This is a genomic window from Roseicyclus marinus (assembly GCF_036322625.1).
Classification (GTDB): domain Bacteria; phylum Pseudomonadota; class Alphaproteobacteria; order Rhodobacterales; family Rhodobacteraceae; genus Roseicyclus; species Roseicyclus marinus_A.
Genome location: NZ_AP027266.1, coordinates 960,345 through 985,971, shown reverse-complemented (window position 1 = coordinate 985,971; position 25,627 = coordinate 960,345). Strand labels below are relative to the sequence as shown.

The 25,627-nt window shown below is 65.4% G+C and carries 23 protein-coding genes and 1 riboswitch; of the genes, 12 read left to right on the top strand and 11 right to left on the bottom strand.

The window, feature by feature from the left end; genetic code table 11:
• Nucleotides 1–18: 18 nt before the first annotated feature.
• The 3 genes from gcvP to gcvT all read right to left on the bottom strand — a co-directional run bounded on the left by gcvP (nucleotide 19) and on the right by gcvT (nucleotide 4,471).
• Entirely contained in the window at nucleotides 19–2,856 is a 2,838-nt protein-coding gene (gcvP, locus tag AABA51_RS04710) for an aminomethyl-transferring glycine dehydrogenase (RefSeq protein WP_338274886.1), read from the bottom strand.
• A 122-nt stretch (nucleotides 2,857–2,978) separates the two neighbouring features.
• A complete protein-coding gene (gene gcvH, locus AABA51_RS04705) occupies nucleotides 2,979–3,341 on the bottom strand; it encodes a glycine cleavage system protein GcvH (RefSeq protein WP_338274885.1) in 363 nt (120 codons plus the stop codon).
• A gap of 14 nt (nucleotides 3,342–3,355) precedes the next feature.
• Nucleotides 3,356–4,471, bottom strand: a complete 1,116-nt coding sequence (gcvT, locus tag AABA51_RS04700; RefSeq protein WP_338274883.1) for a glycine cleavage system aminomethyltransferase GcvT — start codon at nucleotides 4,469–4,471, stop codon at nucleotides 3,356–3,358.
• Nucleotides 4,472–4,618: 147 nt separating this feature from the next.
• A riboswitch (glycine riboswitch) is annotated at nucleotides 4,619–4,711 on the bottom strand.
• A 56-nt stretch (nucleotides 4,712–4,767) separates the two neighbouring features.
• Between gcvT and AABA51_RS04695 the strand changes: the two genes are divergently transcribed.
• A complete protein-coding gene (locus AABA51_RS04695) occupies nucleotides 4,768–5,349 on the top strand; it encodes a gamma-glutamylcyclotransferase family protein (RefSeq protein ID WP_338274881.1) in 582 nt (193 codons plus the stop codon).
• Nucleotides 5,350–5,468: 119 nt separating this feature from the next.
• On the opposite strand, the gene gltX is transcribed toward AABA51_RS04695, so the two are convergent.
• Nucleotides 5,469–6,794, bottom strand: a complete 1,326-nt coding sequence (gene gltX / locus AABA51_RS04690) for a glutamate--tRNA ligase (RefSeq protein ID WP_338274879.1) — start codon at nucleotides 6,792–6,794, stop codon at nucleotides 5,469–5,471.
• A 66-nt stretch (nucleotides 6,795–6,860) separates the two neighbouring features.
• Here gltX and AABA51_RS04685 point away from each other — a divergent pair, with 66 nt between their 5' ends.
• Both AABA51_RS04685 and AABA51_RS04680 read left to right on the top strand, forming a co-directional pair.
• The gene (locus tag AABA51_RS04685; RefSeq protein ID WP_338274877.1) at nucleotides 6,861–7,277 is read left to right on the top strand and encodes a metallopeptidase family protein; all 417 of its coding nucleotides are present in this window, start codon (nucleotides 6,861–6,863) and stop codon (nucleotides 7,275–7,277) included.
• Nucleotides 7,278–7,403: 126 nt separating this feature from the next.
• Complete coding sequence (locus AABA51_RS04680; RefSeq protein WP_338274874.1) at nucleotides 7,404–8,330, top strand: MBL fold metallo-hydrolase; 927 nt, start codon at nucleotides 7,404–7,406, stop codon at nucleotides 8,328–8,330.
• Between the two features lie 68 nt (nucleotides 8,331–8,398).
• Here AABA51_RS04680 and wrbA read toward each other — a convergent pair whose 3' ends face one another.
• The 5 genes from wrbA to AABA51_RS04655 all read right to left on the bottom strand — a co-directional run bounded on the left by wrbA (nucleotide 8,399) and on the right by AABA51_RS04655 (nucleotide 12,861).
• A complete protein-coding gene (wrbA, locus tag AABA51_RS04675; protein ID WP_338274873.1) occupies nucleotides 8,399–8,989 on the bottom strand; it encodes an NAD(P)H:quinone oxidoreductase in 591 nt (196 codons plus the stop codon).
• A gap of 114 nt (nucleotides 8,990–9,103) precedes the next feature.
• Entirely contained in the window at nucleotides 9,104–9,928 is an 825-nt protein-coding gene (locus AABA51_RS04670; RefSeq protein WP_338274871.1) for an FkbM family methyltransferase, read from the bottom strand.
• A 91-nt stretch (nucleotides 9,929–10,019) separates the two neighbouring features.
• Complete coding sequence (locus tag AABA51_RS04665) at nucleotides 10,020–10,571, bottom strand: 2OG-Fe(II) oxygenase (protein WP_338274869.1); 552 nt, start codon at nucleotides 10,569–10,571, stop codon at nucleotides 10,020–10,022.
• Nucleotides 10,572–10,672: 101 nt separating this feature from the next.
• Nucleotides 10,673–12,202 carry a cryptochrome/photolyase family protein gene (locus tag AABA51_RS04660; protein ID WP_338274866.1) on the bottom strand — a complete coding sequence of 510 codons (1,530 nt, stop codon included), beginning with the start codon at nucleotides 12,200–12,202 and terminating at the stop codon, nucleotides 10,673–10,675.
• Nucleotides 12,196–12,861, bottom strand: coding sequence for an SDR family NAD(P)-dependent oxidoreductase (locus AABA51_RS04655; protein ID WP_338274865.1), 666 nt, complete (start codon nucleotides 12,859–12,861; stop codon nucleotides 12,196–12,198). The genes AABA51_RS04660 and AABA51_RS04655 overlap by 7 nt, the downstream gene beginning before the upstream one ends.
• A gap of 280 nt (nucleotides 12,862–13,141) precedes the next feature.
• On the opposite strand from AABA51_RS04655, the gene AABA51_RS04650 reads away from it, so the two are divergent.
• The 7 genes from AABA51_RS04650 to AABA51_RS04620 all read left to right on the top strand — a co-directional run bounded on the left by AABA51_RS04650 (nucleotide 13,142) and on the right by AABA51_RS04620 (nucleotide 21,552).
• Entirely contained in the window at nucleotides 13,142–14,707 is a 1,566-nt protein-coding gene (locus AABA51_RS04650; RefSeq protein WP_338274863.1) for a 2-isopropylmalate synthase, read from the top strand.
• A gap of 234 nt (nucleotides 14,708–14,941) precedes the next feature.
• Complete coding sequence (locus tag AABA51_RS04645; RefSeq protein ID WP_277829014.1) at nucleotides 14,942–15,979, top strand: rod shape-determining protein; 1,038 nt, start codon at nucleotides 14,942–14,944, stop codon at nucleotides 15,977–15,979.
• A 44-nt stretch (nucleotides 15,980–16,023) separates the two neighbouring features.
• On the top strand, nucleotides 16,024–16,977 hold the full coding sequence (gene mreC / locus AABA51_RS04640; protein ID WP_338274859.1) for a rod shape-determining protein MreC: 954 nt from the start codon (nucleotides 16,024–16,026) through the stop codon (nucleotides 16,975–16,977).
• Nucleotides 16,974–17,504, top strand: a complete 531-nt coding sequence (locus AABA51_RS04635; RefSeq protein WP_338274857.1) for a rod shape-determining protein MreD — start codon at nucleotides 16,974–16,976, stop codon at nucleotides 17,502–17,504. The genes mreC and AABA51_RS04635 overlap by 4 nt, the downstream gene beginning before the upstream one ends.
• A gap of 4 nt (nucleotides 17,505–17,508) precedes the next feature.
• Nucleotides 17,509–19,461: a penicillin-binding protein 2 gene (gene mrdA, locus AABA51_RS04630; protein ID WP_338274855.1), complete on the top strand. Its 1,953-nt coding sequence runs from the start codon at nucleotides 17,509–17,511 to the stop codon at nucleotides 19,459–19,461.
• A complete protein-coding gene (rodA, locus tag AABA51_RS04625; RefSeq protein ID WP_338274854.1) occupies nucleotides 19,458–20,597 on the top strand; it encodes a rod shape-determining protein RodA in 1,140 nt (379 codons plus the stop codon). The genes mrdA and rodA overlap by 4 nt, the downstream gene beginning before the upstream one ends.
• 19 nt (nucleotides 20,598–20,616) lie before the next feature.
• On the top strand, nucleotides 20,617–21,552 hold the full coding sequence (locus AABA51_RS04620) for a 2-hydroxyacid dehydrogenase (RefSeq protein ID WP_338274853.1): 936 nt from the start codon (nucleotides 20,617–20,619) through the stop codon (nucleotides 21,550–21,552).
• Nucleotides 21,553–21,636: 84 nt separating this feature from the next.
• On the opposite strand, the gene AABA51_RS04615 is transcribed toward AABA51_RS04620, so the two are convergent.
• Together AABA51_RS04615 and AABA51_RS04610 are read right to left on the bottom strand one after the other, a co-directional pair.
• Nucleotides 21,637–22,425, bottom strand: a complete 789-nt coding sequence (locus tag AABA51_RS04615; protein WP_338274851.1) for an SseB family protein — start codon at nucleotides 22,423–22,425, stop codon at nucleotides 21,637–21,639.
• Nucleotides 22,422–23,021, bottom strand: a complete 600-nt coding sequence (locus tag AABA51_RS04610; RefSeq protein WP_338276439.1) for a uracil-DNA glycosylase family protein — start codon at nucleotides 23,019–23,021, stop codon at nucleotides 22,422–22,424. Before AABA51_RS04610 ends, AABA51_RS04615 begins: the two co-directional genes overlap by 4 nt.
• 237 nt (nucleotides 23,022–23,258) lie before the next feature.
• Here AABA51_RS04610 and AABA51_RS04605 point away from each other — a divergent pair, with 237 nt between their 5' ends.
• Nucleotides 23,259–23,921 carry an ABC transporter ATP-binding protein gene (locus tag AABA51_RS04605; RefSeq protein WP_338274849.1) on the top strand — a complete coding sequence of 221 codons (663 nt, stop codon included), beginning with the start codon at nucleotides 23,259–23,261 and terminating at the stop codon, nucleotides 23,919–23,921.
• Nucleotides 23,896–25,623, top strand: coding sequence for a capsule biosynthesis protein (locus tag AABA51_RS04600; protein ID WP_338274846.1), 1,728 nt, complete (start codon nucleotides 23,896–23,898; stop codon nucleotides 25,621–25,623). Before AABA51_RS04605 ends, AABA51_RS04600 begins: the two co-directional genes overlap by 26 nt.
• Nucleotides 25,624–25,627 lie beyond the last annotated feature (4 nt).

Sequence of the window (25,627 nt, the reverse complement as noted above, 5' to 3'; positions counted from 1 at the left end):
GAAAGGCTACAGATCCGGCTATTCCGCCGCTTCCTGGTAGCTTTCCAGCGGCGGGCAGGTGCAGATCAGATGCCGGTCGCCATGCACGTTGTCGACACGGTTGACCGGCGGCCAGTATTTGTCGACGCGGAAGGCCCCGGGCGGGAAGCAGCCCTGCTCGCGGCTATAGGCGCGGTCCCAGTCGCGGATCAGGTCTTCCATCGTATGGGGCGCGTGGCGGAGCGGGCTTTCCTCGATCGTCATGCGGCCCGCTTCGACCTCGGCGATCTCGGCGCGAATGGCGAGCATCGCGTCGCAGAACCGGTCGATCTCGGCCTTGGTCTCGCTTTCGGTCGGTTCCACCATCAGCGTGCCCGCCACGGGCCAGCTCATCGTCGGCGCATGGAAACCACAATCCATCAGCCGCTTGGCGATGTCATCGACCGTCACGCCGGCCTCGGCAAAGGGGCGGGTGTCGAGGATGCATTCATGCGCCACCCGGCCGTTCTTGCCGGTGAACAGAACGGGAAACGCCCCTTCCAGCCGCTTGGCGATGTAATTGGCATTCAAGATCGCCACCTTGGTCGCCCGTGTCAGCCCCTCGCCGCCCATGAGCCGGACATAGGCATAGGAAATCGGCAGGATGGAGGCCGAGCCATAGGGCGCGCCGGAAACGGGCCCGGTTGCCCCCCCAGTCTCGGGATGGCCCGGCAGGTAGGGGGCGAGATGCGCCTTGACCCCGATAGGGCCCATGCCGGGGCCACCGCCGCCATGCGGAATGCAGAAGGTCTTGTGCAGGTTGAGGTGGCTCACATCGGCGCCGATCTCACCCGGCTGGGACAGGCCCACCATGGCGTTGAGGTTCGCCCCGTCCAGATAGACCTGCCCACCGAACTGGTGGGTGATCGCGCAGACCTCGCGCACGGTGCGTTCGAAAACACCGTGGGTCGAGGGATAGGTGATCATGCAGGCGGCCAGATTGTCGCCCGCGGCCTCCGCCTTGGCGCGGAAATCCTCCAGGTCGACATCGCCGTTGGCCGCAGCCTTCACCACGACCACCTCCATCCCGCACATCTGGGCCGATGCCGGGTTGGTGCCATGGGCCGAGACAGGGATCAGGCAGATCCGACGATGCCCCTCGCCCCGCGCCTTGTGATAGGCGGCGATGGTCAGAAGCCCGGCATATTCGCCCTGCGCGCCGGAATTGGGCTGCATCGACATGGCGTCATAGCCCGTGATCTCGCAGAGCTTGTTCGACAGATCGGCCAGCATTTCGGCATAGCCCTGCGCCTGGTCGGCGGGGGCGAAGGGGTGGATGGAATTGAACTCGGGCCAGGTGACGGGCATCATCTCGACCGCAGCGTTCAGCTTCATCGTGCAGGACCCCAGCGGGATCATCGCCCGGTCGAGCGCAAGGTCACGATCCGAAAGGCGGCGCATGTAGCGCATCATCTCGGACTCGGCCCTGTTCATGTGGAAGATCGGGTGGGTCAGGTAGGGCGTGCTGCGCTGCATCGCCTCGGGGATGGCGGGGGTCGTCTGGGGCGACACCAAGGCCACGTCGAAGGCGGCACAGACGGCCGCGAGATGCGCCTCGGTCGTGGTCTCGTCGACCGAAATCCCGATCCGGTCGGACCCCACGTCGCGCAGGTTGATGCCGCGCGCCACAGCCGCCGCCATGATCCGGCTTTGCCGGTCGCCCACGGGCACCGTCACCGTGTCGAAAAACGCCGCCGCCTGCGGCGCATAGCCTCCCGCGCGCAGGCTTTCGGCCAGCCGTACGGTTTTCAGATGCACATCCTGCGCGATGGCGCGCAGCCCCTCGGGACCGTGGAAGACGGCATAAAAGCTCGCCATCACCGCCAGAAGCGCCTGCGCGGTGCAGACGTTGGAGGTGGCCTTTTCGCGGCGGATATGCTGCTCCCGCGTCTGGAGCGACAGGCGATAGGCCTGCCGCCCATGCGCATCGATGGACACACCCACGATCCGGCCCGGCATCGCCCGCTTGTGCGCGTCACGGCAGGCCATGAAGGCGGCATGCGGGCCGCCATAACCCAAGGGCACGCCGAAACGCTGCGCCGAACCGACCGCGATATCGGCCCCCATGGAGCCCGGATCCTTGATCAGGGTCAGCGCCAGAAGATCGCCCGCGACGATACCGATGGCCTTGGCCGCATGGAGCGCCGCGATCTGTTCGCTCGGGTCCGTCAACCCGCCAAAGGTGCCCGGCACCTGGAAGATCGCGCCGAAGACGGCAGAGGCATCCAGCGTCTCGGGCGCGCCCACGATCACCTCGATCCCGAGCGGTTCGGCGCGCGTCCGCATCACAGCGATATTCTGGGGGTGGCAGTTTTCATCGATGAAGAAGGCCCGCGCCTTGGACTTCGCCACGCGCTCGGCCATCACCATCGCCTCGGCGCAGGCCGTCGCCTCGTCCAGCAGCGAGGCATTGGCAACCTCGAGCCCAGTCAGGTCCGACACCATCGTCTGGTAGTTCAACAAGGCCTCGAGACGGCCCTGCGCGATCTCGGGCTGATAGGGCGTGTAGGCCGTGTACCATGCCGGGTTTTCCAGCACGTTGCGCTGGATCGCGGGGGGCGTGTGGGTGTTGTAATAGCCCTGCCCGATCATCTGGACCATCGGCTTGTTCTTGGCCGCGATGGCGCGCATGTGATCCAGAAGCGCCGCCTCGGACATGGGGGCCCAGTCCAGCGGCGTCTTTTGCCGGATCGAGGTCGGCAGCGTCTGGTCGATCAACTCATCGACACTGGCGGCCCCCACGACCTTGAGCATCTCGGCCATCTCTGCGGGCGAGGGTCCGATATGGCGGCGGTTGGCGAAATCGGTCGGGTCGTAGGCGGTCGGCGTCCAGGGCATCGGGGTCGTCCTCTCGAGAGCGGGCAGCCAAGGGCTCTGTCCCGCGCCATCTTTGCTTCAGAAATACTCCGGGGGAGACGCGGCCCCGCGGGGCCGCGGCGGGGGCAGAGCCCCCGATCGCCTCATTCCCCGATGTGATCCTTGTACTCGTCCTCGTCCATGAAATCGTCGAGCACGGCCGGATCCTCGATCTTGATCCTGAAGAACCAGGCCTCGCCGGTCGGATCCTCGTTCACGAGGGCGGGGTTCTCGGCCAAGGCCTCGTTGATCTCGACGATCTCGCCATCCACGGGCGCGACGATGTCGGAGGCCGCCTTGACGCTTTCGATCACGACGATCTCGTCGCCCTTGGCGACCTGCGTCTCGATCTCGGGCAATTCGACGAACACGACGTCGCCCAATTGGGTCGCGGCGTATTCGGTGATGCCGACGGTGACGATGTCGCCGTCGAGGCTCAGCCATTCATGGTCTTCAGTGTATTTCATCGGGGCCTCGTGTCTCAACGCTTGTAGCCGGGTGGAACGAAAGGAAGCGGCACCTGCCGCGCGGGCAGGCGCTTGCCGCGCAGATCGCCGTATAGCACGGCATCGGCAGGGGTGGCGGCATCAATCAGGCCCAGCGCCATCGGCGCACCAAGGCTGGGGCCGAACCCGCCCGAGGAGATGCGCCCGATGGGCTCTGCGCTGTCTGGCGTGGCGTAAAGCATCACCTCGCCGCGCATGGGCGCGCGACCCTCGGGGGCAAGCCCCACGCGGCGGCGGGGCGCGCCATGGGCAAGCTGATCCAGGATGACATCGGCACCGGGAAAGCCGCCCGCGCGCGCACCGCCCGCACGGCGGGCCTTGCCGATCGACCAGGCCTGACCGGCTTCTACGGGGGAAATCGTCTCGTCCATGTCCTGGCCATAGAGCGGCAGACCGGCCTCGAGCCGCAGCGAATCGCGCGCCCCCAGACCGATGGGCGCGACCCGCTCATCGGCCAGAAGCGCGCGAACAAAGCCCTCGGCCTGCCCCGCGGGCACCGAGATTTCGAATCCGTCCTCGCCCGTATAGCCCGACCGCGAGATCCAGAGCGCCACCCCCTGCCAGTCCAGCACCGCGACATCCATGAATTTCATCGCGGCGACCCCGGGCACGAGCGCCGCGAGCGCCGCTTCCGCCTCGGGCCCCTGAAGCGCCAGCAGCGCGCGGTCCGTCACCTCCTCCACGCCCGGCAGATGGGCGCGAAGATGGGCCAGGTCATGGGCGCGGCGCGAGGCATTGACGACAAGGAACAGATCGCCCGCCCGATGCGCGATCATCAGGTCGTCAAGCACGCCGCCCGTGGCATTGGTGAACAGGCTGTAGCGCTGACGCCCCTCGGGCAAGCCCAAGAGATCGGCGGGCACAAGCGCCTCGAGCCCCTCGAGCGCATCCTTGGGCAGGCGGACCTGCGCCATATGGGTCACGTCGAACAGCCCCGCATGGGCGCGTGTCCACAGGTGTTCGGCCATCACGCCCGAGGCATATTGCACGGGCATGTTCCAGCCCGCGAAGGGGACGAATTTGGCGCTAAGCTCGGCATGAAGCGCCGCAAGGGGCAGATCGGTCAGGTCGGTGGTGGCTGTCTCGGCCATATGTCCCCGTCGAGGTATGGGCGCATGGCCCGGCATCTGTTCGCACGTGACCATGGCCGCGTGCCGGTGATGCCCCCTCTGTCCTGTCGCCTGAGATCGTTATCCCGTCGGCGGATGCGGTTTCCCGCATCACTCTCCAGAGTTTTCGTTCCGTCACAGGTCCTTCTGCCTGAGAGTTTACCGGGGCGGTTGCTCCTTCGGCCCTGACCAGATCGGGTCAGCGTCTCCCTGTGACGATGGTGTGAAAATATCAGGCTTGCCGGAGGCCGCAAGGGGCCTTGTGCATCCCCGGCGCTTTGGCCATCAAAACCGACATGGAGATGGCGCGCGATCCCTTTTTCTTCGGCTATGGCAGCCTCGTGAACCGGGCGACGCATGTCTATGAGCCCGCGCGCCCGGCCCGCGTGCGTGGCTGGGCGCGGGTTTGGCGCGGCACATCGCTGCGAAAGCTCGCCTATCTGTCCGCAATCGAAGCCCCGGGGGTCGAGATCGAGGGGCTGATCGCGCCGGTTCCGGGCGGGGATTGGGCGGCACTTGACCTGCGCGAAGCGGCCTATGCGCGCCATGCGCTCCGCGATGTCACCCATGACCTGCCCGGCGCGGCCGAGGTGATGATCTACAAGGTCGAGCCCCGGCACGTGGCCGAAGGCGGCGCGCATCCGATCCTGCTCAGTTACCTCGACGTGGTGGTGCAGGGCTATCTGCGCGAGTTCGGCGAGGCGGGCGTGGGCCGCTTCTTCGAGACGACCGGCGGTTGGGAGGTGGGTGTGCTCGACGACCGGGACGCGCCGCAATACCCGCGTGCGCAGGTTTCGAGTGACCGGGAACGCGGGATGGTCGATGCGGCGCTCAAGGATCTCGGGGTCGGGTTTCTGTAGGGTGCGCCTTCAGGCGCACCTATCGCTGTCCCATATGAATGGGGCCCGACATTTCGCGCTAGGTGCGCCTTAAGGCACACCCTACCGAAGGGTGGTCGCGCGGCTCGTAGGAAACGATGTCAGAGCGTCGGCTTTTTTTGCAACAGGCGCATCACATCAGCCATTTCCGGCCCTTTCTCGAGCCCTGTAACCGCCTTGCGCAGCGGCATGAACAGACCCTTGCCCTTGCGGCCCGTCGCCTGTTTCACCGCCTCGGTCCAGGCGCCCCAGGTGCCAGCGTCATAAGGGGGCTCGGGCAGGAGCGCCAAGGCTTCGGCCACGAAGGCGCGGTCTTCCTCGGCGACCTCGGGCGCGGCACCATCCCGGAACAGGTGCCACCAGCCGGGCAGGTCGGCGCGGGTCGTGATGTTCTCGCGGGCCACGGCCCAGAAATCGGCCGCAAGCGTCTCGGGCACGCCAAGGGCCGCGATCTCTGCGGCCATGTCCTCGAAGGAGGTGTCGTGCAGGATGCGCGCGGTCAGCGGGAACAAGTCCGCCTCGTCGAATTTCGTGGGCGCCGCCCCGAAATGGGACAAATCGAACCCGTCAGCCAGTTCCTCGATGGAGGAGGCGAGGACAACGGGCTGCGACGATCCCAGACGCGCCATGAGCGACAAAAGCGCCATCGGCTCCACCCCGCGCGCGCGCAGGTCGCGCAGAGACAACGTGCCGAGACGCTTGGACAGCGCCTCCCCCTGGGGGCCGGTCAGGAGCGAGTGATGCGCGAAATTCGGATGACCCGCGCCAAGGGCGGCCATGATCTGGATCTGCGTCGCTGTATTGGTGACGTGATCGGCCCCGCGCACCACATGGGTGATGCCCATGTCGATGTCATCGACAACCGAGGCGAAGGTATAGAGCACTTGCCCATCCGCCCGGATCAGCACCGGGTCCGAGACCGAGCCCGCATCGATCGACAGCGGCCCGAGGATGCCGTCGGTCCATTCGATCCGGTTCTGGTCGAGCAAGAAGCGCCAAACCCCCTGCCCGCGTTCGGCGCGCATCTTGTCCTTGTCGGCATCCGACAGCGCCAGCGCGGCGCGGTCATAGACCGGGGGCAGGCCCATGTTCAGCTGCTTCTTGCGCTTGAGATCCAGTTCGGTCGGCGTTTCCCACGCCTCGTAGAACCTTTCCGCCGCGCGCAGGCGCTTGGCCTCTTCGGCGTAGCGGTCGAGCCGGTCGGATTGGCGCTCCACCCGGTCCCAGGTCAGGCCCAGCCATTCGAGATCTTCCATGATCGCGTCGGCATATTCCTGTTTCGACCGTTCGGGGTCGGTGTCGTCGAGCCGCAGGATGAACTGCCCGCCCGCCTTTTTCGCGATCAGGTGGTTGAAGAGCGCGGTGCGCAGGTTGCCGACATGGATATATCCGGTGGGCGAGGGCGCGAAACGGGTGGTAACGGTCATGACAGGGCCTTTGGTCAGGTGCGGCGTGGTCTTTCAGATCGGGGCGGAATTGTCCATATCGGGGGCATGAGTGATGCCACCTCCCTTGCCGATCTGATCGCGCCCGATCTAGCCGCCTTCGAAGCCATGGCGATGGAGGCGCTCGAGGCCCTGCCCGAGCCGTGGCGGAAAGCAGCTCTCGGCATCGTGATCCGGGTCGAGGATTTCGCCACGCCCGAGATGCTGTCGGAGCTGGAGATGGAAGACCCGTTCGAGCTGACCGGGCTTTACGACGGCATCCCGCTGACCGAGAAATCGGTGATGGATCAGCCGATGGGGCCGGATACGATCTGGCTGTTCCGGCGCGCGATCCTCGACGAATGGGCGGATCGGGGCAATGTGAGCCTGGGCGAGATGGTGGGCCATGTGCTGGTGCATGAATTGGCGCATCATTTCGGCTGGTCGGATGCCGATATCGCGCGGATCGATCCATGGTGGGAATGATCCGCCCTGCACCCGCGCAGGCGGATTGTGCGGACATGAAGGCCCAGGTCACGAAGCCGTGACGGGCAAGACGCGCCGGCGCGTTATCTTGCAAGGCACATGCACAGAACCGGGAGGCACTGACCCATGAAAGATCTTACCCGCCGCAGCCTTTTGGCATCCGGTGCGGCCCTGCCCTTGGCCGCGACCGCCCTGCCCCGCACTGCCGCAGCCGAGGCGCCGATGATGGGCGCAAGTTTCGCGCGCCACCGCCGCTTCATGATCGGCGGGTTCGAGGTGACGACGATCCTTGCGGGCACCACGCCGCGCGAGGAGCCACAGGGGATTTTCGGGATGAATGTCTCGCCGGAGGAATTCGCCGCCGTGAGCGAGGCGAATTTCCTGTCGACCGACTTGGCGCAATTCTACTTCACCCCGACCGTGGTCAATACCGGGTCGGAGTTGATCCTGTTCGACACGGGCCTGAACGGGGCAGCCACGACCGGGGCGCTGGCCGCTGCGGGCTATGCGCCCGACCAGATCGACATCGTGGTCCTGACCCATATGCATGGCGACCATATCGGCGGCATGATGACGGATGGCGCGCCCACCTTCGCCAATGCGCGCTACGTGACGGGACAGGCGGAATTCGACCATTGGGCGGGCGCGGGCAATGAAGGCTTCAACGCCAATGTGCTCCCGATGGCCGATCAATTCACCTTTCTTGGCGACGGGCAGGATGTGGTGACGGGGATCACCGGGATGGCGGCCTTTGGCCATACGCCGGGCCACATGGTCTATCGGCTGGAGAGCGAGGGCGCGGGTCTCGTGATCTTTGCCGATCTGGCGAACCACCCGGTCTGGTCGCTCGCGCGTCCCGATTGGGAGGTGCGGTTCGACGCGGACAAGGCCGCGGCCGCCGAAAGCCGCCGCCGGATCCTTGGCATGATCGCCGCCGACCGTATCCCTGCGGTGGGCTATCACATGCCCTTCCCGGCCTTGGGCTATGTCGCGCCGGGCAGCGATGGTGCGGAATTCCGCTGGGTGCCCGAAAGCGGGCAATTGATGGGCTGAGGATTCTACCCGCGATAACAGGAAAGGGCCGCGCGACCTGCGCGGCCCTTTTTCGTTGGAGCAACGGCTCAGGCGAGTTTCGCGGTCAGTTCCACCTGCCGCTTGGCCTGATGACGGATGGCGGCTTTCACCTTGTCGGTCACTTCGCCCGCCTGGGTCGAGGTGCCATAGGGGTTGCCGCCGGCCTCGAACAGCACCGGGTCGGTGTAGCCCGGAGGCGTGAGGATGGCGCCCCAGTGCATCGCGGTGGTGTAGAGCGAGATCAGGGTGGTTTCCTGCCCGCCATGGACGTTCTGGGCCGAGGTCATGGCGCTGAAGGTCTTGTTGGCGAGCTTGCCCTCGAACCAGAGACCGCCCAGCGTGTCGATGAAGGCGCGCACCTGGCTCGCGACGACGCCGTAGCGGGTCGGGGCCGAGATCAGATAGCCGTTCCCCCATTCCATGTCGGCATGGGTGACTTCGGGAATATCGGCGGTTTTCTGGGCTTGGGCTTTCCAGGCGTCCTGACCGGCGACCACTTCGGCGGGTGCGGTTTCGGGCACGCGCAAAAGGCGCACTTCGGCCCCGGCTTCACGGGCGGCTTCGGCCGCGATTTCGGCCATCTGGTGGTTGGTGCCGTAGGTCGAATAGAAAAGGATAGCGAGTTTGACTTGGGACATGGTGGTGTCTCCCTGTTCGCGGATTGCGGTGTGGGGGACAGATGTCGCGACAGGCGCGGACCCTCAATTCCGCGCTGCCGCAAAAGCAGTGTTCGGCGGCGCACAGGCGTTTCGTCAAACGGGGGTGGCGAAATAGTTATTCACCGCTCGGTCACGATCCTCCACACGTTCCAGCCTGTAGCCAAGGTCATGAAGGAGCGTCATGACGTCAGAGCGTCTTTTCGACCAGATTTCGATGAGCATGTTGGGCCGAGTTCGCCTTAGAATCTGTTGCATCCCGATGAGCGTCGAAAGTTCATGTCCCTCGACATCCACCTTGACGACGCGTGGCGTGGCTTTCGGCAAATAGCTGTCGAGTGCGACCGTTCGGATCGTGCGGGTGCCGAATTGCTTCAAATTGCCCTTTGTCTCGATGGAACTGCCGGTTCCGAGAAAATTCGCGTCTCGGTACAGGATGATCTCGGCCACGCCTTCAACATCCGAGCAGGCAACAGCATGACGTGCGATACGTGCCTGCAACGCGTTCAGTTTGACATTGATGTTCGCGCGCTCGATCACCCGGTCCAGCGGCTCGAACAGATGGACCGTATTCTTCGGGTTCGAAAGTGCGGCAAGGATGGACATCAGGCCCGAATAAGCTCCGATGTCCCAGACCTCACCTTCGGCATTGCGGCACCAGTCGCTCCACTTATGAACCATTTCGGGTTCGTACCCATCGTCACCGCGCCACAGGTATTCCCAGACGACGATATCGTCATGTGCATGGAACATGACGATGTCGTGGCCACCCGCACGAATGGGCACGATGCCGCGATAGGGATGCGCTTGCTTGAGGGTCGGAATATCGTCGAGTGAGGCCACGCCCGTGGCAAGCTCTTGACGAAACAGCTTCATGCGGGCGAGCGCGCGGTCATTTCCCTCATGGATGCTGGACAGCATCGAATGCTCTTCAATCACGCAACACCATCTGCACTACAAAAACGACCACCTTTCACCACAGTTGTGAGGAAGGACGGGATCAAGGCAAGCCCTAGCGAAACGGTGCGCCGTGACACCAGACGGTCAGGGAATGCCGTTCGCCCGAAGTGACTGGCGTGACGCGGTGCAGCACGAAAGAGGGAAAGAGCGTCGCCACCCCCCGCGCGCGGTCGGCGGCGATGGTGTTGGAGCCCGGCATGACTTCGAGATCGCCGCCCGTGTAGCTGCCGGGCTCTGACAGCTGGACGACGATGGTCAGCTTGCGCCGTTCGGCCAGCCGCCCCTCGCCCACGTCGGAATGCCAGCCGAAATGCCCCTCCCGTTCCGCGCCATATCGCGCGACCTGCGCGCTTTCGGCGAAATCGGTGATGTCGAAATCGAAGACGTCGCGATTGGCCACGCGCACCAGTTCGATCATCCGGTCCATGACCCAGGAGCTTCCCTCGACCTCGTCGAGCCAGACCAGATCGGCGCGGCGCAAATTGTGGTCGCGGGCCTGCCGCACCAGCCCCGCGTCACGGGCGGGCGCATCGGCGATCAGGTCGAGCAGGCGGGCGCAATCGGCCGCGGTGAAGGCATCGCGAACGGAATGAACGGCGATCATCGGGTCTCTGGTCTCCGGAAAGGGACGGCCCGGGCCGGGCTTCCCCTGCCCCGCCGTCCTGTTGCGCAGATGATGCTGCCCGTGATTCCGGTCAAGAGCCCTTAGACGCGCGCACCGCGATCAAGCCGGCCAAGAAAGGCTTCGGCACTGTCGAGCGTCGCCTTGCGCTTGTCCTCCGACATCCGCATCCAGGTGCGGTACATCTGCGCCATGCGGGGGTTTCGGCCAAAATTTTCGCGGTGGCGATACAGGAAGGCCCAGTACAGATAATTGTAGGGACACGCTTTATCCCCAGACTTATCCCCAATCTCATAGGCGCATTTCTTGCAATAATCCGACATTTTGTGGATGTAGTTGCCACCCGAGACATAGGGCTTGGAGCCCACGATCCCGCCATCGGCGAACTGGCTCATCCCGATGACATTCGGGGCCTCGACCCATTCAAAGGCATCGGCATAGACGGCCAGGTACCATTCATGCACCTGGTGCGGGTCGATGCCCGCCAGCAGCGCGAAATTGCCGGTGATCATCAGGCGCTGGATGTGATGGGCATAAGCCTCGTCGCGGGTCTGTTCGATGGCGCGCGAGAGGCAGCGCATGTCGGTATCGCCGGTCCAGTAGAAATCCGGCAGCTTGCGGTCATGGCCCAGCGCGTTCATCGACGTGTAGCCGGGGCCTTCGTGGAAATAGATGCCGCGCATGTATTCACGCCAGCCGATGATCTGGCGGATGAACCCCTCGACCGCGTTCAGCGGCGCCTCATTGGCCCTGTAGGCCGCTTCGGCCGCCGCGCAGATCTCGCGCCAATGCAAAAGCCCGGCGTTCAGATACATCGAGATAACGGAATGGTAGAGGAACCTGTTCTCGTCGAGCATCGCATCCTGGTAATCGCCAAAGCGCGGCAGGGCGTTGGCGATGAAATGGCCAAGCGCCGCCACCGCCCCATCCCGGTCGGTGGCGAACCAGAAGGGGCGCAGCGTGCCGAAATTCCCGGCGAAGCGTTCCTCGACAAGCGCCAGAACCTCTTCGACCGTCTCGTCAGGGGCAAAGCGCATCGGGCCGTCAAAGGTGATCTCACCCGGTGCCGGTTTGCGGTTGTCGTGGTCGTAGTTCCACTTGCCCCCCTCGGGCTTGTCGCCCTGCATCAAGAGGCCTGTCTTGCGCCGCATCTCGCGGTAGAACCATTCCATCCGCAATTCCTTGCGCCCCTCGGCCCAGGCGTCGAATTCGGCGTGGGAACACAGGAAACGGTCATCGGGAAAGAGATGGACGGGGATCGGGCAATCCTCGAGTGCCGCGATGAGACGGAATTCGCCCGGTTCGGTGGCCAGAACCTCGACCGCGCCGGTTTCAGAGGCACGGCGGATCAGCTCGCCGGGGATGCTTTGCGTGTTCTCGGGATCGTCGAGGCGGGTGTAGAGCACGCGCCAGCCCTGCCCCTCGAGCCGGGCGGCGAATTTGCGCATCGCGGCAAAGAGAAAGGCGATTTTCTTGGGGTGATGGGGAACGTATGCCGCCTCTCCCATGACTTCGGCCATGACGATCGTGTCGCGGGCCGGGTCGGCTTCGCGGAGCGCCGAAAGATCATCGGACAGCTGATCGCCCAGGATCAGGATCAGGCGACCTACCATGGTATTTCCGTTCCGGCATAATCGTAGAAACCGCCCGATTGCGCCTGTGTCAGGCTCTCCATCACGTCACACAGGTTGCGCGCGGCATCCTCGGGTGTGACCTTGCCATGCTTGGGATCGTAACCTTGGGTAAAGGAGGTGGCGACCGTGCCGGGGTGCAGCGCTGCGATCACCGCCTCGCGATGGCTGCGTCCCAATTCGATGGCCGCGCCATGCACGATCTGGTTCAGCGCCGCCTTGGAGGCACGATAGGAATGCCAGCCGCCGATCCGGTTGTCCCCGATGGAGCCGACGCGCGCCGTCAGAACCCCCGTGACCGAGCGCCCGCGCTTGGGCAACAGGCGCGGCAGATAGCTGATGAGATGAGCAACCCCGATCGTGTTCACGGCAAAGACGCGGGCCATCGTGGCGGGATCGATGGCGGAGAGTTGTTTTTCAGGTGCGGCCCCATCGGGGGCAAGGATGCCGACCGAGATGAAGATTGTCTGAAACGGTCCCTCGAGCCCGCCCATCACGCGCGCGACGCTGTCCGCATCCGTCACGTCCAACCCATCCGCCGCCCGGGAGAGCGTGGTCACGCGGCCGCCCCGGGCACGCATTTCATCGGCCACGGCGCGGCCGATGCCGCCCGAAGCCCCTATCACAAGTGCATCGATCATGACGGGGCCAGCTATGGCGCGGGATGGATCGGTCAATCCCCTTGACCCGATTGGGGGTTTTCATTCACGCGCGGATGGGTAAGTTTTGCGCTCATGACCATGCAGGCCCATATCAAGACCCGTGCCGCGCCCCTTGCCTGCGGCATTGACGCGCCTTTGGCGCGGCCTGCCCTGCTTGGTCTTCTGCTCCTTAGCCGCCTCTGAGCGTGCCTGTCGGCGCGACCGCTCAGAGGAGGGACAGCGCCGGATCACACAGACACCAAGCTAAGGAAGACCTGCCATGACCATAGATCCCAATCGCGTCCTGATTTTCGACACGACCCTGCGCGACGGCGAGCAATCGCCCGGCGCCACCATGAGCCACGAGGAAAAGCTGGAGATCGCGGCGCTCCTCGACGAGATGGGCGTCGACATCATCGAAGCGGGGTTCCCCATCGCCTCCGAAGGGGATTTCGCCGCCGTCTCGGAAATCGCGAAACTGGCCAAACGCGCCACGATCTGCGGTCTGGCACGGGCGAATTTCAAGGATATCGACCGCTGCTGGGAGGCGGTGAAACACGCCAAATCCCCCCGCATCCACACCTTCATCGGCACCTCGCCCCAACATCGCGCCATCCCGAACCTGACGATGGACGAGATGGCCGAGCGCATCCACGACACGGTCACCCATGCCCGCAACCTGTGCGACAACGTGCAATGGTCGCCGATGGATGCGACGCGGACGGAATGGGATTACCTCGCCCGCGTGGTCGAAATCGCGATCAAGGCCGGGGCCACGACCATCAATATCCCCGACACGGTGGGCTATACCGCACCCATGGAATCCGCCGACCTGATCCGCCGCCTGATCGCCGAGGTGCCGGGGGCCGACAGCGTCGTCTTTGCCACGCATTGCCACAACGACCTGGGCATGGCGACGGCCAATGCGCTGGCCGCTGTCGCAGGCGGTGCGCGCCAGATCGAATGCACGATCAACGGTCTGGGCGAGCGCGCGGGCAATACCGCGCTCGAAGAAGTGGTGATGGCGCTCAAGGTGCGCCACGACATCATGCCCTACACCACGGGCGTCGATACGACCAAGATCATGCATATCTCGCGCCGGGTTTCGACCGTCTCGGGGTTCGTGGTGCAGCCCAACAAGGCCATCGTCGGCAAGAACGCCTTTGCCCATGAAAGCGGCATCCATCAGGACGGAATGCTGAAGTCCAAGGACACGTTCGAGATCATGCGCCCCGAGGATGTGGGCCTGTCGGGCACGTCGCTGCCCTTGGGCAAACATTCGGGCCGGGCCGCGCTGCGCGCCAAGCTCAAGGACCTGGGCTTCGACATGGTCGACAATCAGCTCAATGACCTGTTCGTGCGGTTCAAGGCATTGGCCGACCGCAAGAAAGAGGTCTTTGACGACGACCTGATCGCGTTGGTGACCGATGCTGCCGCCGTGGGTCAGGCCGATCATCTCGAGCTGAAATTCCTGCGCGTGATCTGCGGAACGGAAGCCCCGCAATCGGCTGACATCACGCTCCGCGTGGGCGACAAGGACCGGCAGGCGACGGCGCAAGGCGACGGGCCGGTCGATGCCGCCTTCAATGCGGTCAAGGCGCTTTATCCCAACGAAGCGGTGCTGCAGCTCTACCAGGTCAGCGCCGTGACCGAGGGCATGGATGCGCAGGCGACCGTGACCGTGCGGATCGAGGAGAGTGGACGGATCGCCACGGGCCAATCCGCCGATACCGATACGGTGGTCGCAAGCGTGAAAGCCTATGTGAATGCGCTCAACCGGCTGATCGTGCGGCGCGAAAAGCTGGGCTCGGACAAGCGCGAAGTGTCCTACAAGGACGCGGGCTGACGCCAATGGGCCGAAAAACTGCAGTCTTTCGTTCAGGAAAACTGCAGTTTTCCCGGCCGGAAATCTCGAGATTTCCGGCACGGATCACGGCGGAAACGCGCTGATCGGGCGCGGGACCGGGCCTTTACGACGCGCAATACCCGCGACTATACAACGAAGGTCAGGGCGTGGCCGAGTCTCAGGGACAGACGCGGCGCACGCCCTTTTGAAATTCGGATGACAGGGACGGCGCGCATGGCTTTGTGGGGCAACCTCTTTTCTTCGGACATGGCGATCGACCTCGGCACGGCCAACACACTGGTCTATGTCAAAGGCCGTGGCGTCATCCTGAACGAGCCTTCGGTCGTGGCCTACCAGGTCAAGGACGGCGTGAAAAAGGCGCTCGCCTTTGGCGAGGATGCCAAACTGATGCTGGGCCGCACGCCCGGTTCGATCCAGGCGATCCGGCCGATGCGCGACGGTGTCATCGCCGATTTCGACGTGGCCGAAGAGATGATCAAGCATTTCATCCGCAAGGTCCACAAGCGCACCACCTTCACCAAGCCCAAGATCATCGTCTGCGTTCCCTATGGCGCGACCCCGGTGGAAAAGCGGGCGATCCGTCAATCGGTTCTGGGCGCGGGCGCGCGCAAGGCGGGGCTGATCGCAGAACCCATCGCCGCGGCCATCGGGGCGGGCATGCCCATCACCGACCCGACCGGCTCCATGGTCGTCGATATCGGGGGCGGCACGACCGAGGTGGCGGTGCTGTCCTTGGCCGACATCGTCTATGCGCGTTCGGTGCGCGTGGGCGGCGACCGCATGGACGAGGCGATCATCAGCTACCTGCGCCGCCAGCATAACCTGTTGATCGGGGAATCGACGGCGGAACGGATCAAGACCTCCATCGGAACGGCGCGCATGCCCGATGACGGGCGCGGCGCCTCGATGCGCATCCGGGGCCGCGACCTCTTGAACGGCGTGCCCAAGGAAACCGAGATCAGCCAGGCGCAGGTCGCCGAGGCACTTGCCGAACCCGTGCAGACGATCTGCGAGGCGGTCATGGGCGCGCTCGAAGCCACCCCGCCCGATCTGGCGGCCGATATCGTGGACCGCGGCGTGATGCTGACGGGGGGCGGGGCGCTTCTGGGCGAACTGGACCTAGCACTGCGCGAACAGACGGGGCTGGCCATTTCGGTGGCCGACGAGAGCCTGAATTGCGTGGCCATCGGCACCGGCAAGGCACTGGAGTATGAAAAACTCCTCCGTCATGCGATAGATTACGACAGCTGACGACCCCGCCCGCCAGATCCCGCACGCGCCCCTGAAGGAGCGACATGGCCCGCGACAGTCAAGACGCCGCGCATACCCGCCCCGTCCGGCGCCTGCTGGTGACGGTGCTGGCGCTGTTCCTGCTTGCGCTGGTGTTGGTCTGGCGCATCGACAACCCCCGGATGGAACGGCTGCGCGCGGCCATCGTCGACACGGTCGTGCCCAACATGGACTGGGCGCTTGCGCCGGTGACGGGCCTTGCGCGGATGCTGGACGATTTCCAGAGCTACGCGCGTCTTTACGAACAGAACCAGGAATTGCGCCGCGAATTGCAGCAGATGCGGGCGTGGCGCGAGGCGGCGTTGCAGCTGGAACAGGAAAACGCCCGGCTGCTGGACCTCAACCGGGTGCAGCTGAACCCGGAACTGACCTTTGTCACCGGGATCGTGATGGCCGATGCGGGAAGCCCCTTCCGCCGCTCGGTGCTGATCAACGTGGGCGCGCGCGACGGCATCCTCGATGGGTGGGCCACGATGGATGGCCTGGGCGTGGTCGGTCGGATTTCGGGTGTGGGCGAACGCACGTCCCGCGTGCTGATGCTGACGGATGCCAACAGCCGGGTGCCGGTGACGATCCAGCCCTCGGGACAACAGGCCCTGCTGATGGGCGACAACAGCCAGGCCCCGATCCTCGAATTCGTCGAATCGCCCGAGGATATCCGGGCGGGCGACCGCATCATCACCTCGGGGGACGACGGGTTGTTCCCTCCGGGTCTGCTGGTCGGCCAAGTGGTCGAGACGACCGACAGGCGCTTGCGGGCAAGGCTCGCGGCCGATCTGGCGCGGTTGCGGTTCCTGCGGGTCATGCGCAGCCATCCCGGGACTTCGCTTGACGATCCGGGCAGCTTGATCGGCCCGCCATGGCCCCCGCCCGAAGGCTTCGTCCTGCCGCCCGGTGTCCAGCCGGTGCAGCGGCCCGACCAGGCGGCCCGACTGAGCCGCGAGGGGGTGCTGGAATGACCGGTCTCTCCTCGCCACGCCATGTCTGGGCCTATCGGGCGCTGTTCCTGGGCCTGTGCGCGACGGTGATCGCCTACAAGCTCCTGCCGCTCAACCTCAACGACCGGGGACTTCCGGGGCCCGATCTTCTTTTGGCCCTGACGCTGGCCTGGCTCTTGCGCCAGCCTGCCGTCGTGCCCATCGGATCGATCCTGATCGTCTTCCTGATGGCCGATTTCCTGTTCCAGCGCCCCCCCGGATTGTGGACGCTTCTTGTGCTGATCGTCTCCGAAAGCCTGCGCCAACGCCGCCTGACGATGACCGAATTCCCGTTTCTCGTGGAATGGTCGGCCTTTGCCGGTGCGGTTCTTGCGATGATCTTGCTCGAACGCATCATCCTGTGGGTTCTGATGGTGGACCTGCCGCCGCTCGGCCTGTCGCTCACTCACGGGATTGTCACCACGGCGATCTATCCGCTGGTGGTGGGCATCTCGAAATTCCTGTTCGGCCTGCGTAAGATAGGCCCAGCCGAAGCCGAGGTTCTCTAGCCGCATGAAACGCACCCCGAGGGAAACCACGGACAGTGCCCGCCAGATCGGGCGGCGCAGCCTCGTGGTCGGGGGGCTTTTTGTTGCGACCGGGGGCGTGCTCGCGGCGCGGATGCGGTATCTGCAGGTCGAGCGAGCCGATGATTTCCGTATGCTGGCCGAGGAAAACAGGATCAACATCCGGCTTCTGCCACCCGCCCGCGGCCTGATCTTCGACCGCGGCGGCGTGCTTCTGGCCGGCAATGAACAGAATTACCGGATCACGCTGGTGCGCGAGGATGCAGGCGACGTCGACGCGGTGCTGGCCGAACTTGCACGGATCGTGAACCTCGACATGGTGGCGCTGGAGCGCGCCCGGGCCGAGATCGCGCGCCGCCCCCCTTTCGTTCCCGTCACCATCGCCGACCGGCTCAGCTGGGCCGAATTGAGCGCTGTTGCCGTCAACGCCCCTGCCCTTCCCGGCGTCACGCCGGAGGTGGGATTGAGCCGCATCTACCCCATGCGGGGCGATTTCGCCCATGTGGTGGGCTATGTCGGCCCGGTCTCGGATTACTATCTCGAACAGACGGGCGATACCGACCCGGTTCTCCAGATCCCCGATTTTCAGGTCGGAAGGAACAATGTGGAGGCGCGTCTGGAACACAGGCTGCGGGGCAGCGCCGGAACCAAGCGCGTCGAGGTGAACGCCGGGGGCCGCATCATGCGCGAACTGGACCGCGACCCGCCCGAACCGGGCGCCGATGTCCAGCTCACCATCGACGCCGGGCTTCAGAACTACGTCGAAGCGCGCTTGTCGGGGGAAAGCGCGGGCTCGGTCGTGCTGGATTGCGAAACGGGCGAGATCCTCGCGCTCGCCTCGGCCCCGACCTATGACCCCAACCTCTTCGTGCGCGGCATCTCCACGGCATCTTGGAACGCGTTGAACAACGATCCCTACCGCCCCTTGGCGAACAAGGCGACACAGGGCCTCTATCCGCCGGGATCGACCTACAAGATGGTCGTGGCCCTCGCCGCGCTCGAAGCCGGTGTGCTGGACATCCAGGAAACCGTGTCCTGCCCCGGCCACATGGATGTCGGCGACCGCCGCTTTCATTGCTGGCGGCGCGGCGGCCATGGCCGAATGGACCTGATCGAGGCTCTGGCCCAAAGCTGCGACGTCTATTTCTACGACATCGCCCAGCGCGTGGGGATCGAGGCGATCTCGGCCATGGCGCGGCGGCTCGGCTGCGGGATACGCCACAACCTGCCCCTGTCCGGTGTCGCCGAGGGATTGGCCCCGACCATGGCCTGGAAGATGCAGAACCGCGGCGCTGCCTGGGTCGTCGGCGATACGCTGAATGCCTCCATCGGGCAGGGTTTCGTTCTGTCCTCGCCCCTGCACCTGGCGGTGATGACAGCGCGTCTGGCCACCGGACGGGCTGTCCAGCCTGCGATCATCCGCTCGATCGACGGCATTTCCCAATTGCCGGAACCTGCCCGCGACATGGGGTTTGACCCCGCCCATCTGGAGTACATCCATCGCGGGATGTGGCAGGTGAACAACGATCGGCAGGGCACTGCCTACGGCAGCCGGGTCGAGGTGTCGGAATTCGGGATCGCGGGCAAGACCGGCACCAGCCAGGTGCGCAACATCTCGGCCGCCGAACGGGCCTCGGGCGTGATCTCGAACGACGATCTTCCCTGGGAACGGCGCGACCATGCGCTTTACGTGGGCTATGCCCCCTACACCAACCCGCGCTACGCCTGTGCCGTGATCGTGGAACATGGCGGCGGCGGCTCGGCGGTGGCGGCCCCCATCGCCCGCGACATCCTCTTGCGCGCACAACTGGGCGAGGTTCCCCCGCCCGAACTCTATCCCGCCAGCCAGCGCCGCGACATCGAGCAGCTGCACCGCGAGCTTCCGATCCTGCCCACGCCGCCCGTCCCCACGGGCCGCACGGTGCGGAGCCAGGCATGAGTTTTCTCGAATACAACGTGAAGACCACGCCCACGGGCTGGCGCAAGGTGCTGTACCTGAACTGGGCGCTGATCCTGCTGATCGTGGCGGTCGCCTGCGTCGGCTTCCTGATGCTTTATTCGGTGGCGGGCGGGCAAGTGTCGCGCTGGGCCGAGCCACAGATGAAACGGTTCGCTCTCGGCTTCGGCTTGATGCTGGTCGTCGCCATGGTGCCGATCTGGTTCTGGCGCAACATGTCGGCGCTCGCTTACGGGGTTTCCGTCCTGCTCTTGCTCTTCGTCGAATTCTTCGGGGCGGTCGGCATGGGGGCGCAGCGCTGGATCGACCTTGGTTTCATGCGGCTGCAACCCTCGGAGCTGACCAAGATCACGCTCGTGATGGTATTGGCCGCCTATTACGACTGGCTTGACCTGTCCAAGAAATCACGCCCGCTTTACGTGCTGATCCCGCTTGGCCTGATCGGCCTGCCGACCTTCCTCACGCTGATGCAGCCCGACCTCGGCACGGCGCTTCTCCTGTTGATCGGGGGCGGCGCGGTCATGTTCGTCGCGGGCGTTCACTGGGCCTATTTCGCGGCCGTCATCGCCTCCGGCGTGGGCGCGGTCGCCGCCGTCTTCGCCTCGCGCGGGACGGGCTGGCAGCTTTTGCAGGATTACCAGTATCGCCGCATCGACACGTTCCTCGACCCGACCAACGATCCCTTGGGTGCGGGTTATCACATCACCCAGAGCCAGATCGCGCTGGGGTCTGGCGGCTGGACCGGGCGCGGCTTCATGGAAGGCACGCAAAGCCGCCTGAACTTCCTGCCCGAGAAACACACCGATTTCATCTTCACCACGCTTGCCGAGGAATTCGGCTTCGTCGGCGCGGCCTCGCTTCTCGCGCTTTACCTGCTGATCCTCGTCTTCTGCATCGTGACCGCCCTGCAACACCGCGACCGCTACGCCTCGCTTCTGGTCATGGGGATCGCCGTGGCCTTCTTCCTCTATTTCGCGATCAACATGGCCATGGTCATGGGGCTTGCCCCGGTCGTGGGCGTGCCCTTGCCGCTGGTCAGCTACGGTGGATCGGCCATGCTGGTCTTGATGGTGGCCTTCGGTCTGGTGCAAAGCGCCCATATCCACAGACCGCGCTAGAACAGACAGGACAAAGCCCATGCCCACGATCCTTTTCGCCGCGAAATCCGAGCGGTGGACCGCCTACGAACCCCCGTTGCGCCGCGCGCTGGAGGAGGTGGGGCTTGGCCATGCCACCCTGACGATCGAGGCCGATCCGGCAAAGGTCGATTACATCGTCTATGCCCCGAACAGCGGTCTGACCGATTTCACCCCCTACACGAGGCTCAAGGCGGTCCTGAACCTCTGGGCCGGGGTGGAGGATGTGGTGGGCAATCCCACGCTCAAGGTGCCGCTTGCGCGCATGGTCGATGACGGGCTGACCGAAGGCATGGTCGAATGGGTCACGGGCCATGTGCTGCGCCATCATCTGGGCATGGACCGCCATATCCTCGGACAGGACGGTATCTGGCGCGGCGGCGACGCGCCCCCCCTTGCGCGGGACCGCAGCGTTGCCGTTCTGGGGCTCGGCGTCCTGGGATCGGCCTGCGCCCGAATGCTCGCCAGTCTCGGTTTCCAGACCCATGGCTGGTCGCGCAGCCCCAAATCCGTGCCGGGCGTGACCTGCCACCATGGTGCCGATGGATTGCGCAGCGCCCTGTCGCAGGCCGAGATCGTGGTGCTGCTTTTGCCCGACACGCCCGCGACCGAGAACACGCTGAATGCCGAAACCCTTGCACTCCTGCCCAGGGGCGCGGTGATCCTCAACCCCGGACGCGGCCCGCTGATCGAGGATGCGGCGCTGCTCGCGGCCCTCGCCTCGGGCCAGGTCGGGCATGCCACGCTCGACACGTTCCGCATCGAACCCCTGCCCGCCGATCATCCCTATTGGACCCATCCGCAGGTCACGGTGACACCCCATATCGCCTCGGCCACCCGCACCGAAACCGCGGCGCGCACCATCGTCGAAAACATCCGCCGGGGCGAGGCGGGCGAGCCTTTCCGTCATCTCGTGGACCGCGACCGGGGGTATTGAGGCCAGCCCCCCCTTCATCTTTCCAAAAATATGCACGGCCCCGCCCCCGCCGCTGGCCGCAGCGCCGATCAGACGCGCCGCCCCTCAGCGCAGGCGCGGCGGGCGGTCGGGGTCCATGCCGGGGGCCGCACCCGCGACCTGCGGGCTCGGGGCCGCCTCGGGCAGATCGAACCGCAGGCCGACGCGTGCCAGCCGCGCGGCAAACGGATCGCTGACGCGGAAAAAGCCCACATCGAGCGTCCCCGCCTCGACCCCGGAAAAGGTCAGGGCATCGCCCACGGCGCGAGCCAGCGCGGGTTCCGCGCCCGGCACGGCATCGACAAAGGCCATGAGATGTCCGCGCCGCCCGCCGGCATAGGTGGCACCGACCAGGTAGGCCATGCGTGCCAACCCCTCGGCAGTGGCGAGCCGTGCATCGAGCGCGGTCAGTAGCGCCTCGGGCAGACCTGCAGGCGGCGACAGCGCCTCGGGCCGTTCCTCGACCTCTTCGGGGGCCGTGGCGAGCGTTTCGGCCAGCCAATCGACCGATCCCGCCTCGATCAGGATCGACGAAGGCGCCACGCCAAGGTTCACACCCAGCCCGATCCCCTGCCCCGCCAGCATCGCGGCCAGCGCGCGCCCCGAGAGCGCGGCATAGGGCGCAGGCCCCTCGGCAAAGGCGGTCAGCCGTTCCTCGCGGTCGAAGACAAGGACAAAGCGCTGCTCCTCCACCGGAAAGATCGCGGGGCGGATGCGGTCGCCCTCTGGCTCCGCCTCGAGCATCAGCACCAGTTCCGACCCGGCCAGCCGGTCGTAGAACCGCAGCCGCGCGGCATCGTCGGCGGGCGCGGCTTCCATCGCGGCATGGGCCTGATCGAGCGGGGTCATCGTCATGGGGCCTCCAGCACCTCGCGCAGCCGGGCGCGCAAGACGGGCAAGAGCTCGGCCTCGAACCACGGGTTTTTCTTCAGCCATCCCGTATTGCGCCACGAGGGATGGGGCAAGGGAAAGACCGCGGGCGCGTGGTCACGCCAGCCGCGCACCCGCTCGGTCACGCCCATGCGACCCGGCAGATGCCAGCCCTGCGCCGCGCCCCCGACAAGCAATGTCAGCGCGACCGGGCCGACCTGGTCCAGCACCGTTTGCCGCCATGTCGCGGCACATAGCGGCGGCGGCGGCAGATCGCTGCCCCGCGCATCATAGCCCGGAAAGCAAAAGGCCATGGGCACGATGGCAACCCGGTCGCGGTCGTAGAATTCCTCGGGCGAAACCCCCATCCAGTCCCGCAGCCGCACGCCTGAGGGATCGGAAAAGGGCCGTCCGGCCAGATGCACGCGCATCCCCGGCGCCTGCCCTGCAACCAGCACACGCGCGCCGGACCGAAACCATGGCACCGGGCGCGGTTCATGCGCTGTTGCACTCGCGGCAAAGCGATCGGCACAAAGCCTGCAAGCGGCAATCTTGTCTTGCAATGCGGGATCGGGAACCATGCCGCCCAGACTAGCGGTCGCGCCCGCCAAGGCCAAGCCGCCAGCCCGGCGGGGCGGCCCGTTGGATCGCTGCATGAATTGTCATCAATCCCGCGCGATTGAGGCAGATTGGCCATAATACCGCCCCATATCTCCCGTAAGGGTGGTATCTTGGAGCGGGGCAGAAGGCCCCTTTTTGCCCGGTCGGATCGATCGGGCGGATATGAAAAACGCACGGTACGGGGCGGTTGTACGAGTATGCTGGAGTTCGTCGAAGTCTCGAAATCCTTCTGGACCGGGGAACGGCGCAAGGTCATCCTCGACCGTGCGTCCTTCCGGGTGGAGCTTGGATCCTCGCTCGGCATCCTTGCGCCCAATGGCGCGGGCAAGACCACCTTGATCAAGATGATGGCCGGTCTCGAGAAACCCGACGAAGGGCATATCTACCGCGATGCGCGCATCTCCTTTCCGCTGGGCTTCATGGGGGGCGTGGTTCCCAGGCTCTCGGCTTGCGAGAACAGCCGCTACATCGCCCAGCTTTACGGGCTGGATGCCGATTACGTCGAAGCCTTCTGCCGCTGGGTCTGCGGGATCGAGGAATATTTTGACATGCCCATCGGCACCTATTCGGCGGGCATGCGGGCGCGGTTCAATTTCGCGCTGATGCTGGCCTTGGATTTCGACATCTACCTGATCGACGAAGGCATGCCGCAAACGACGGATGCCGAGTTCAACCGAAAGGCTGGCAGCATTCTTGCAGAGCGCCTGAAAAACGCGACAGTGGTGATCGTGTCCCATCAGGCCCAGACGCTGGAAAAATTCGCGCGCAGGGCCGCGGTGCTGCGCGATGGACATTTGTACGAGTTCGATACGCTGGAAGAGGCGAAGCAGCTTTATGACTACGACACCCAAGGCGCGTAAATTCCGCATCCGCCGCAGCGACACCCCGCAACCGACGCTTGATCACGCCCCCGCAGCCATGCCGCAGGCGCGCCGGGTCGCGGCCCAGCCCATCGCGCCGGAGGATCTTCTGGCCGCCCCCGCCACGCCCGAGGACGGGTTCGGCGATCTGGCCCTGCCCGGCTCTGCCGCCGCCGAGCGGCAGGCCCGTGCGACCCCCGCCTCAGGGGGCGAGGCCGGCCAGGGCCAAGCCGCGGAGGGCCCTGCAACACCGCAGGAACTGGCCGCGATCCGGGCCGAGGGGCTGAGCGGTCGTCACTTGCGCATGGCCCGCAGAAACGCCCAAAAACATGGGCTTGCACCGACATCGGATTTCGACGCGGTGCGCTTGCTCAGGGCGCGGGGGATCGATCCCTTTGCCCAAGCCGGTGCGCTGGACATGATCGTCGAGGAAAGCCGCGGGCCTGCGGCACCCATCGCCGCCGCCGCAGTGGCGAACCTGCCTGCCACGACACGCCCCGCGCAGCCCCCTGCCCCACCGGCGCCGCCCCGTCCGCTGAGTGCCGACCAACGCGCCGCCGAGATCATGAAGGTCCAACGCGACATCGCGCGCCGCCGCCGCAAGCGGCTGGCCCTGATGGCATCGCGGTTGGCGGTTTTCGTCCTGCTGCCGACGCTGCTGGTGGCCTATTATTTCTACCTTGTCGCGACGCCGCTCTATGCCACGAACACGGAATTCGTCATCCAGAAGGCCGAAAGCAGCGCCGGATCGACCGGGGGTCTGGGCGGGCTTCTGGGGGGGAGCAGCTTTGCCACGATCCAGGAAAGTATCGTGGTCCAGAGCTACCTGGAGAGCCGCGAGGCCATGCTGCGGCTGGACGAGGAACTGGGCTTTCGGGAGCATTTCTCGGCCCCGGATATCGACCCGCTGGTGCGCCTGGCCCCCGAGGCTTCGGTTGAAGATGTCTATGCGACCTACCGCAACCAGTTAACCATCGGTTACGATCCGACCGAAGGTGTTATCAAAATGGAAATGCTGGCGACCGATCCGGCGACGAGCCAGGCCTTTTCCGAGGCGCTGATCCGCTATGCCGAGGAACGCGTCGACCAGATGAGCCAGCGCCTGCGCGAGGACCAGATGGCGGGCGCGCGCGAAAGCTACGAGGAGGCCGAAACACGCGTCGCCGAGGCGCAGGCGCGGGTTCTGGCGCTGCAGGAGCGGCGCGGCGTCCTGTCGGCGGAGGCCGAGGTTTCGACGATCTTCCAGCAGATCTCCACCTTCGAGCTGGAATTGCAGCAAGAGCGGCTGCGGCTGGCCGAGATCCTCGCGGCGGCGCGGCCCAATTCCACGCGCGTGCAGATCGCCGAGAACAACATCGCGCGGCTCGAGACGCTTTTGGCGGAACTGCGCGGCGGGTTGACCGAAACACAGACCGGCGACGCGTCGCTCGCGCGGATCCAGTCGGAGCTGTTGATCGCGCAAGCCGATCTGGAAACGCGGCAGATGATGCTGGCGCAGGCCCTGCAGAACCAGGAATCGGCGCGGATCGAGGCGAACCGCCAATCGCTCTACCTGTCGATGGGTGTTTTCCCGGTCCAGCCCGACCGCGCCGCCTATCCGCGCGCCTTCGAGAACACGATTCTTGCGTTTCTGGTGTTCGCGGGCATCTACCTGATGGTAACGATGACCATCACGATCCTGCGCGAGCAGGTGAGTTCCTGACCAG

Coding starts and splice junctions, on each gene's coding strand:
- gcvP (WP_338274886.1), bottom strand. CDS start 2,856: ATGCCCTGGACGCCGACCGCCTACGACCCGACCGATTTCGCCAACCGC.
- gcvH (WP_338274885.1), bottom strand. CDS start 3,341: ATGAAATACACTGAAGACCATGAATGGCTGAGCCTCGACGGCGACATC.
- gcvT (WP_338274883.1), bottom strand. CDS start 4,471: ATGGCCGAGACAGCCACCACCGACCTGACCGATCTGCCCCTTGCGGCG.
- gltX (WP_338274879.1), bottom strand. CDS start 6,794: ATGACCGTTACCACCCGTTTCGCGCCCTCGCCCACCGGATATATCCAT.
- AABA51_RS04685 (WP_338274877.1), top strand. CDS start 6,861: ATGAGTGATGCCACCTCCCTTGCCGATCTGATCGCGCCCGATCTAGCC.
- AABA51_RS04680 (WP_338274874.1), top strand. CDS start 7,404: ATGAAAGATCTTACCCGCCGCAGCCTTTTGGCATCCGGTGCGGCCCTG.
- wrbA (WP_338274873.1), bottom strand. CDS start 8,989: ATGTCCCAAGTCAAACTCGCTATCCTTTTCTATTCGACCTACGGCACC.
- AABA51_RS04670 (WP_338274871.1), bottom strand. CDS start 9,928: ATGCTGTCCAGCATCCATGAGGGAAATGACCGCGCGCTCGCCCGCATG.
- AABA51_RS04665 (WP_338274869.1), bottom strand. CDS start 10,571: ATGATCGCCGTTCATTCCGTTCGCGATGCCTTCACCGCGGCCGATTGC.
- AABA51_RS04660 (WP_338274866.1), bottom strand. CDS start 12,202: ATGGTAGGTCGCCTGATCCTGATCCTGGGCGATCAGCTGTCCGATGAT.
- AABA51_RS04655 (WP_338274865.1), bottom strand. CDS start 12,861: ATGATCGATGCACTTGTGATAGGGGCTTCGGGCGGCATCGGCCGCGCC.
- AABA51_RS04650 (WP_338274863.1), top strand. CDS start 13,142: ATGACCATAGATCCCAATCGCGTCCTGATTTTCGACACGACCCTGCGC.
- AABA51_RS04645 (WP_277829014.1), top strand. CDS start 14,942: ATGGCTTTGTGGGGCAACCTCTTTTCTTCGGACATGGCGATCGACCTC.
- mreC (WP_338274859.1), top strand. CDS start 16,024: ATGGCCCGCGACAGTCAAGACGCCGCGCATACCCGCCCCGTCCGGCGC.
- AABA51_RS04635 (WP_338274857.1), top strand. CDS start 16,974: ATGACCGGTCTCTCCTCGCCACGCCATGTCTGGGCCTATCGGGCGCTG.
- mrdA (WP_338274855.1), top strand. CDS start 17,509: ATGAAACGCACCCCGAGGGAAACCACGGACAGTGCCCGCCAGATCGGG.
- rodA (WP_338274854.1), top strand. CDS start 19,458: ATGAGTTTTCTCGAATACAACGTGAAGACCACGCCCACGGGCTGGCGC.
- AABA51_RS04620 (WP_338274853.1), top strand. CDS start 20,617: ATGCCCACGATCCTTTTCGCCGCGAAATCCGAGCGGTGGACCGCCTAC.
- AABA51_RS04615 (WP_338274851.1), bottom strand. CDS start 22,425: ATGACGATGACCCCGCTCGATCAGGCCCATGCCGCGATGGAAGCCGCG.
- AABA51_RS04610 (WP_338276439.1), bottom strand. CDS start 23,021: ATGGTTCCCGATCCCGCATTGCAAGACAAGATTGCCGCTTGCAGGCTT.
- AABA51_RS04605 (WP_338274849.1), top strand. CDS start 23,259: ATGCTGGAGTTCGTCGAAGTCTCGAAATCCTTCTGGACCGGGGAACGG.
- AABA51_RS04600 (WP_338274846.1), top strand. CDS start 23,896: ATGACTACGACACCCAAGGCGCGTAAATTCCGCATCCGCCGCAGCGAC.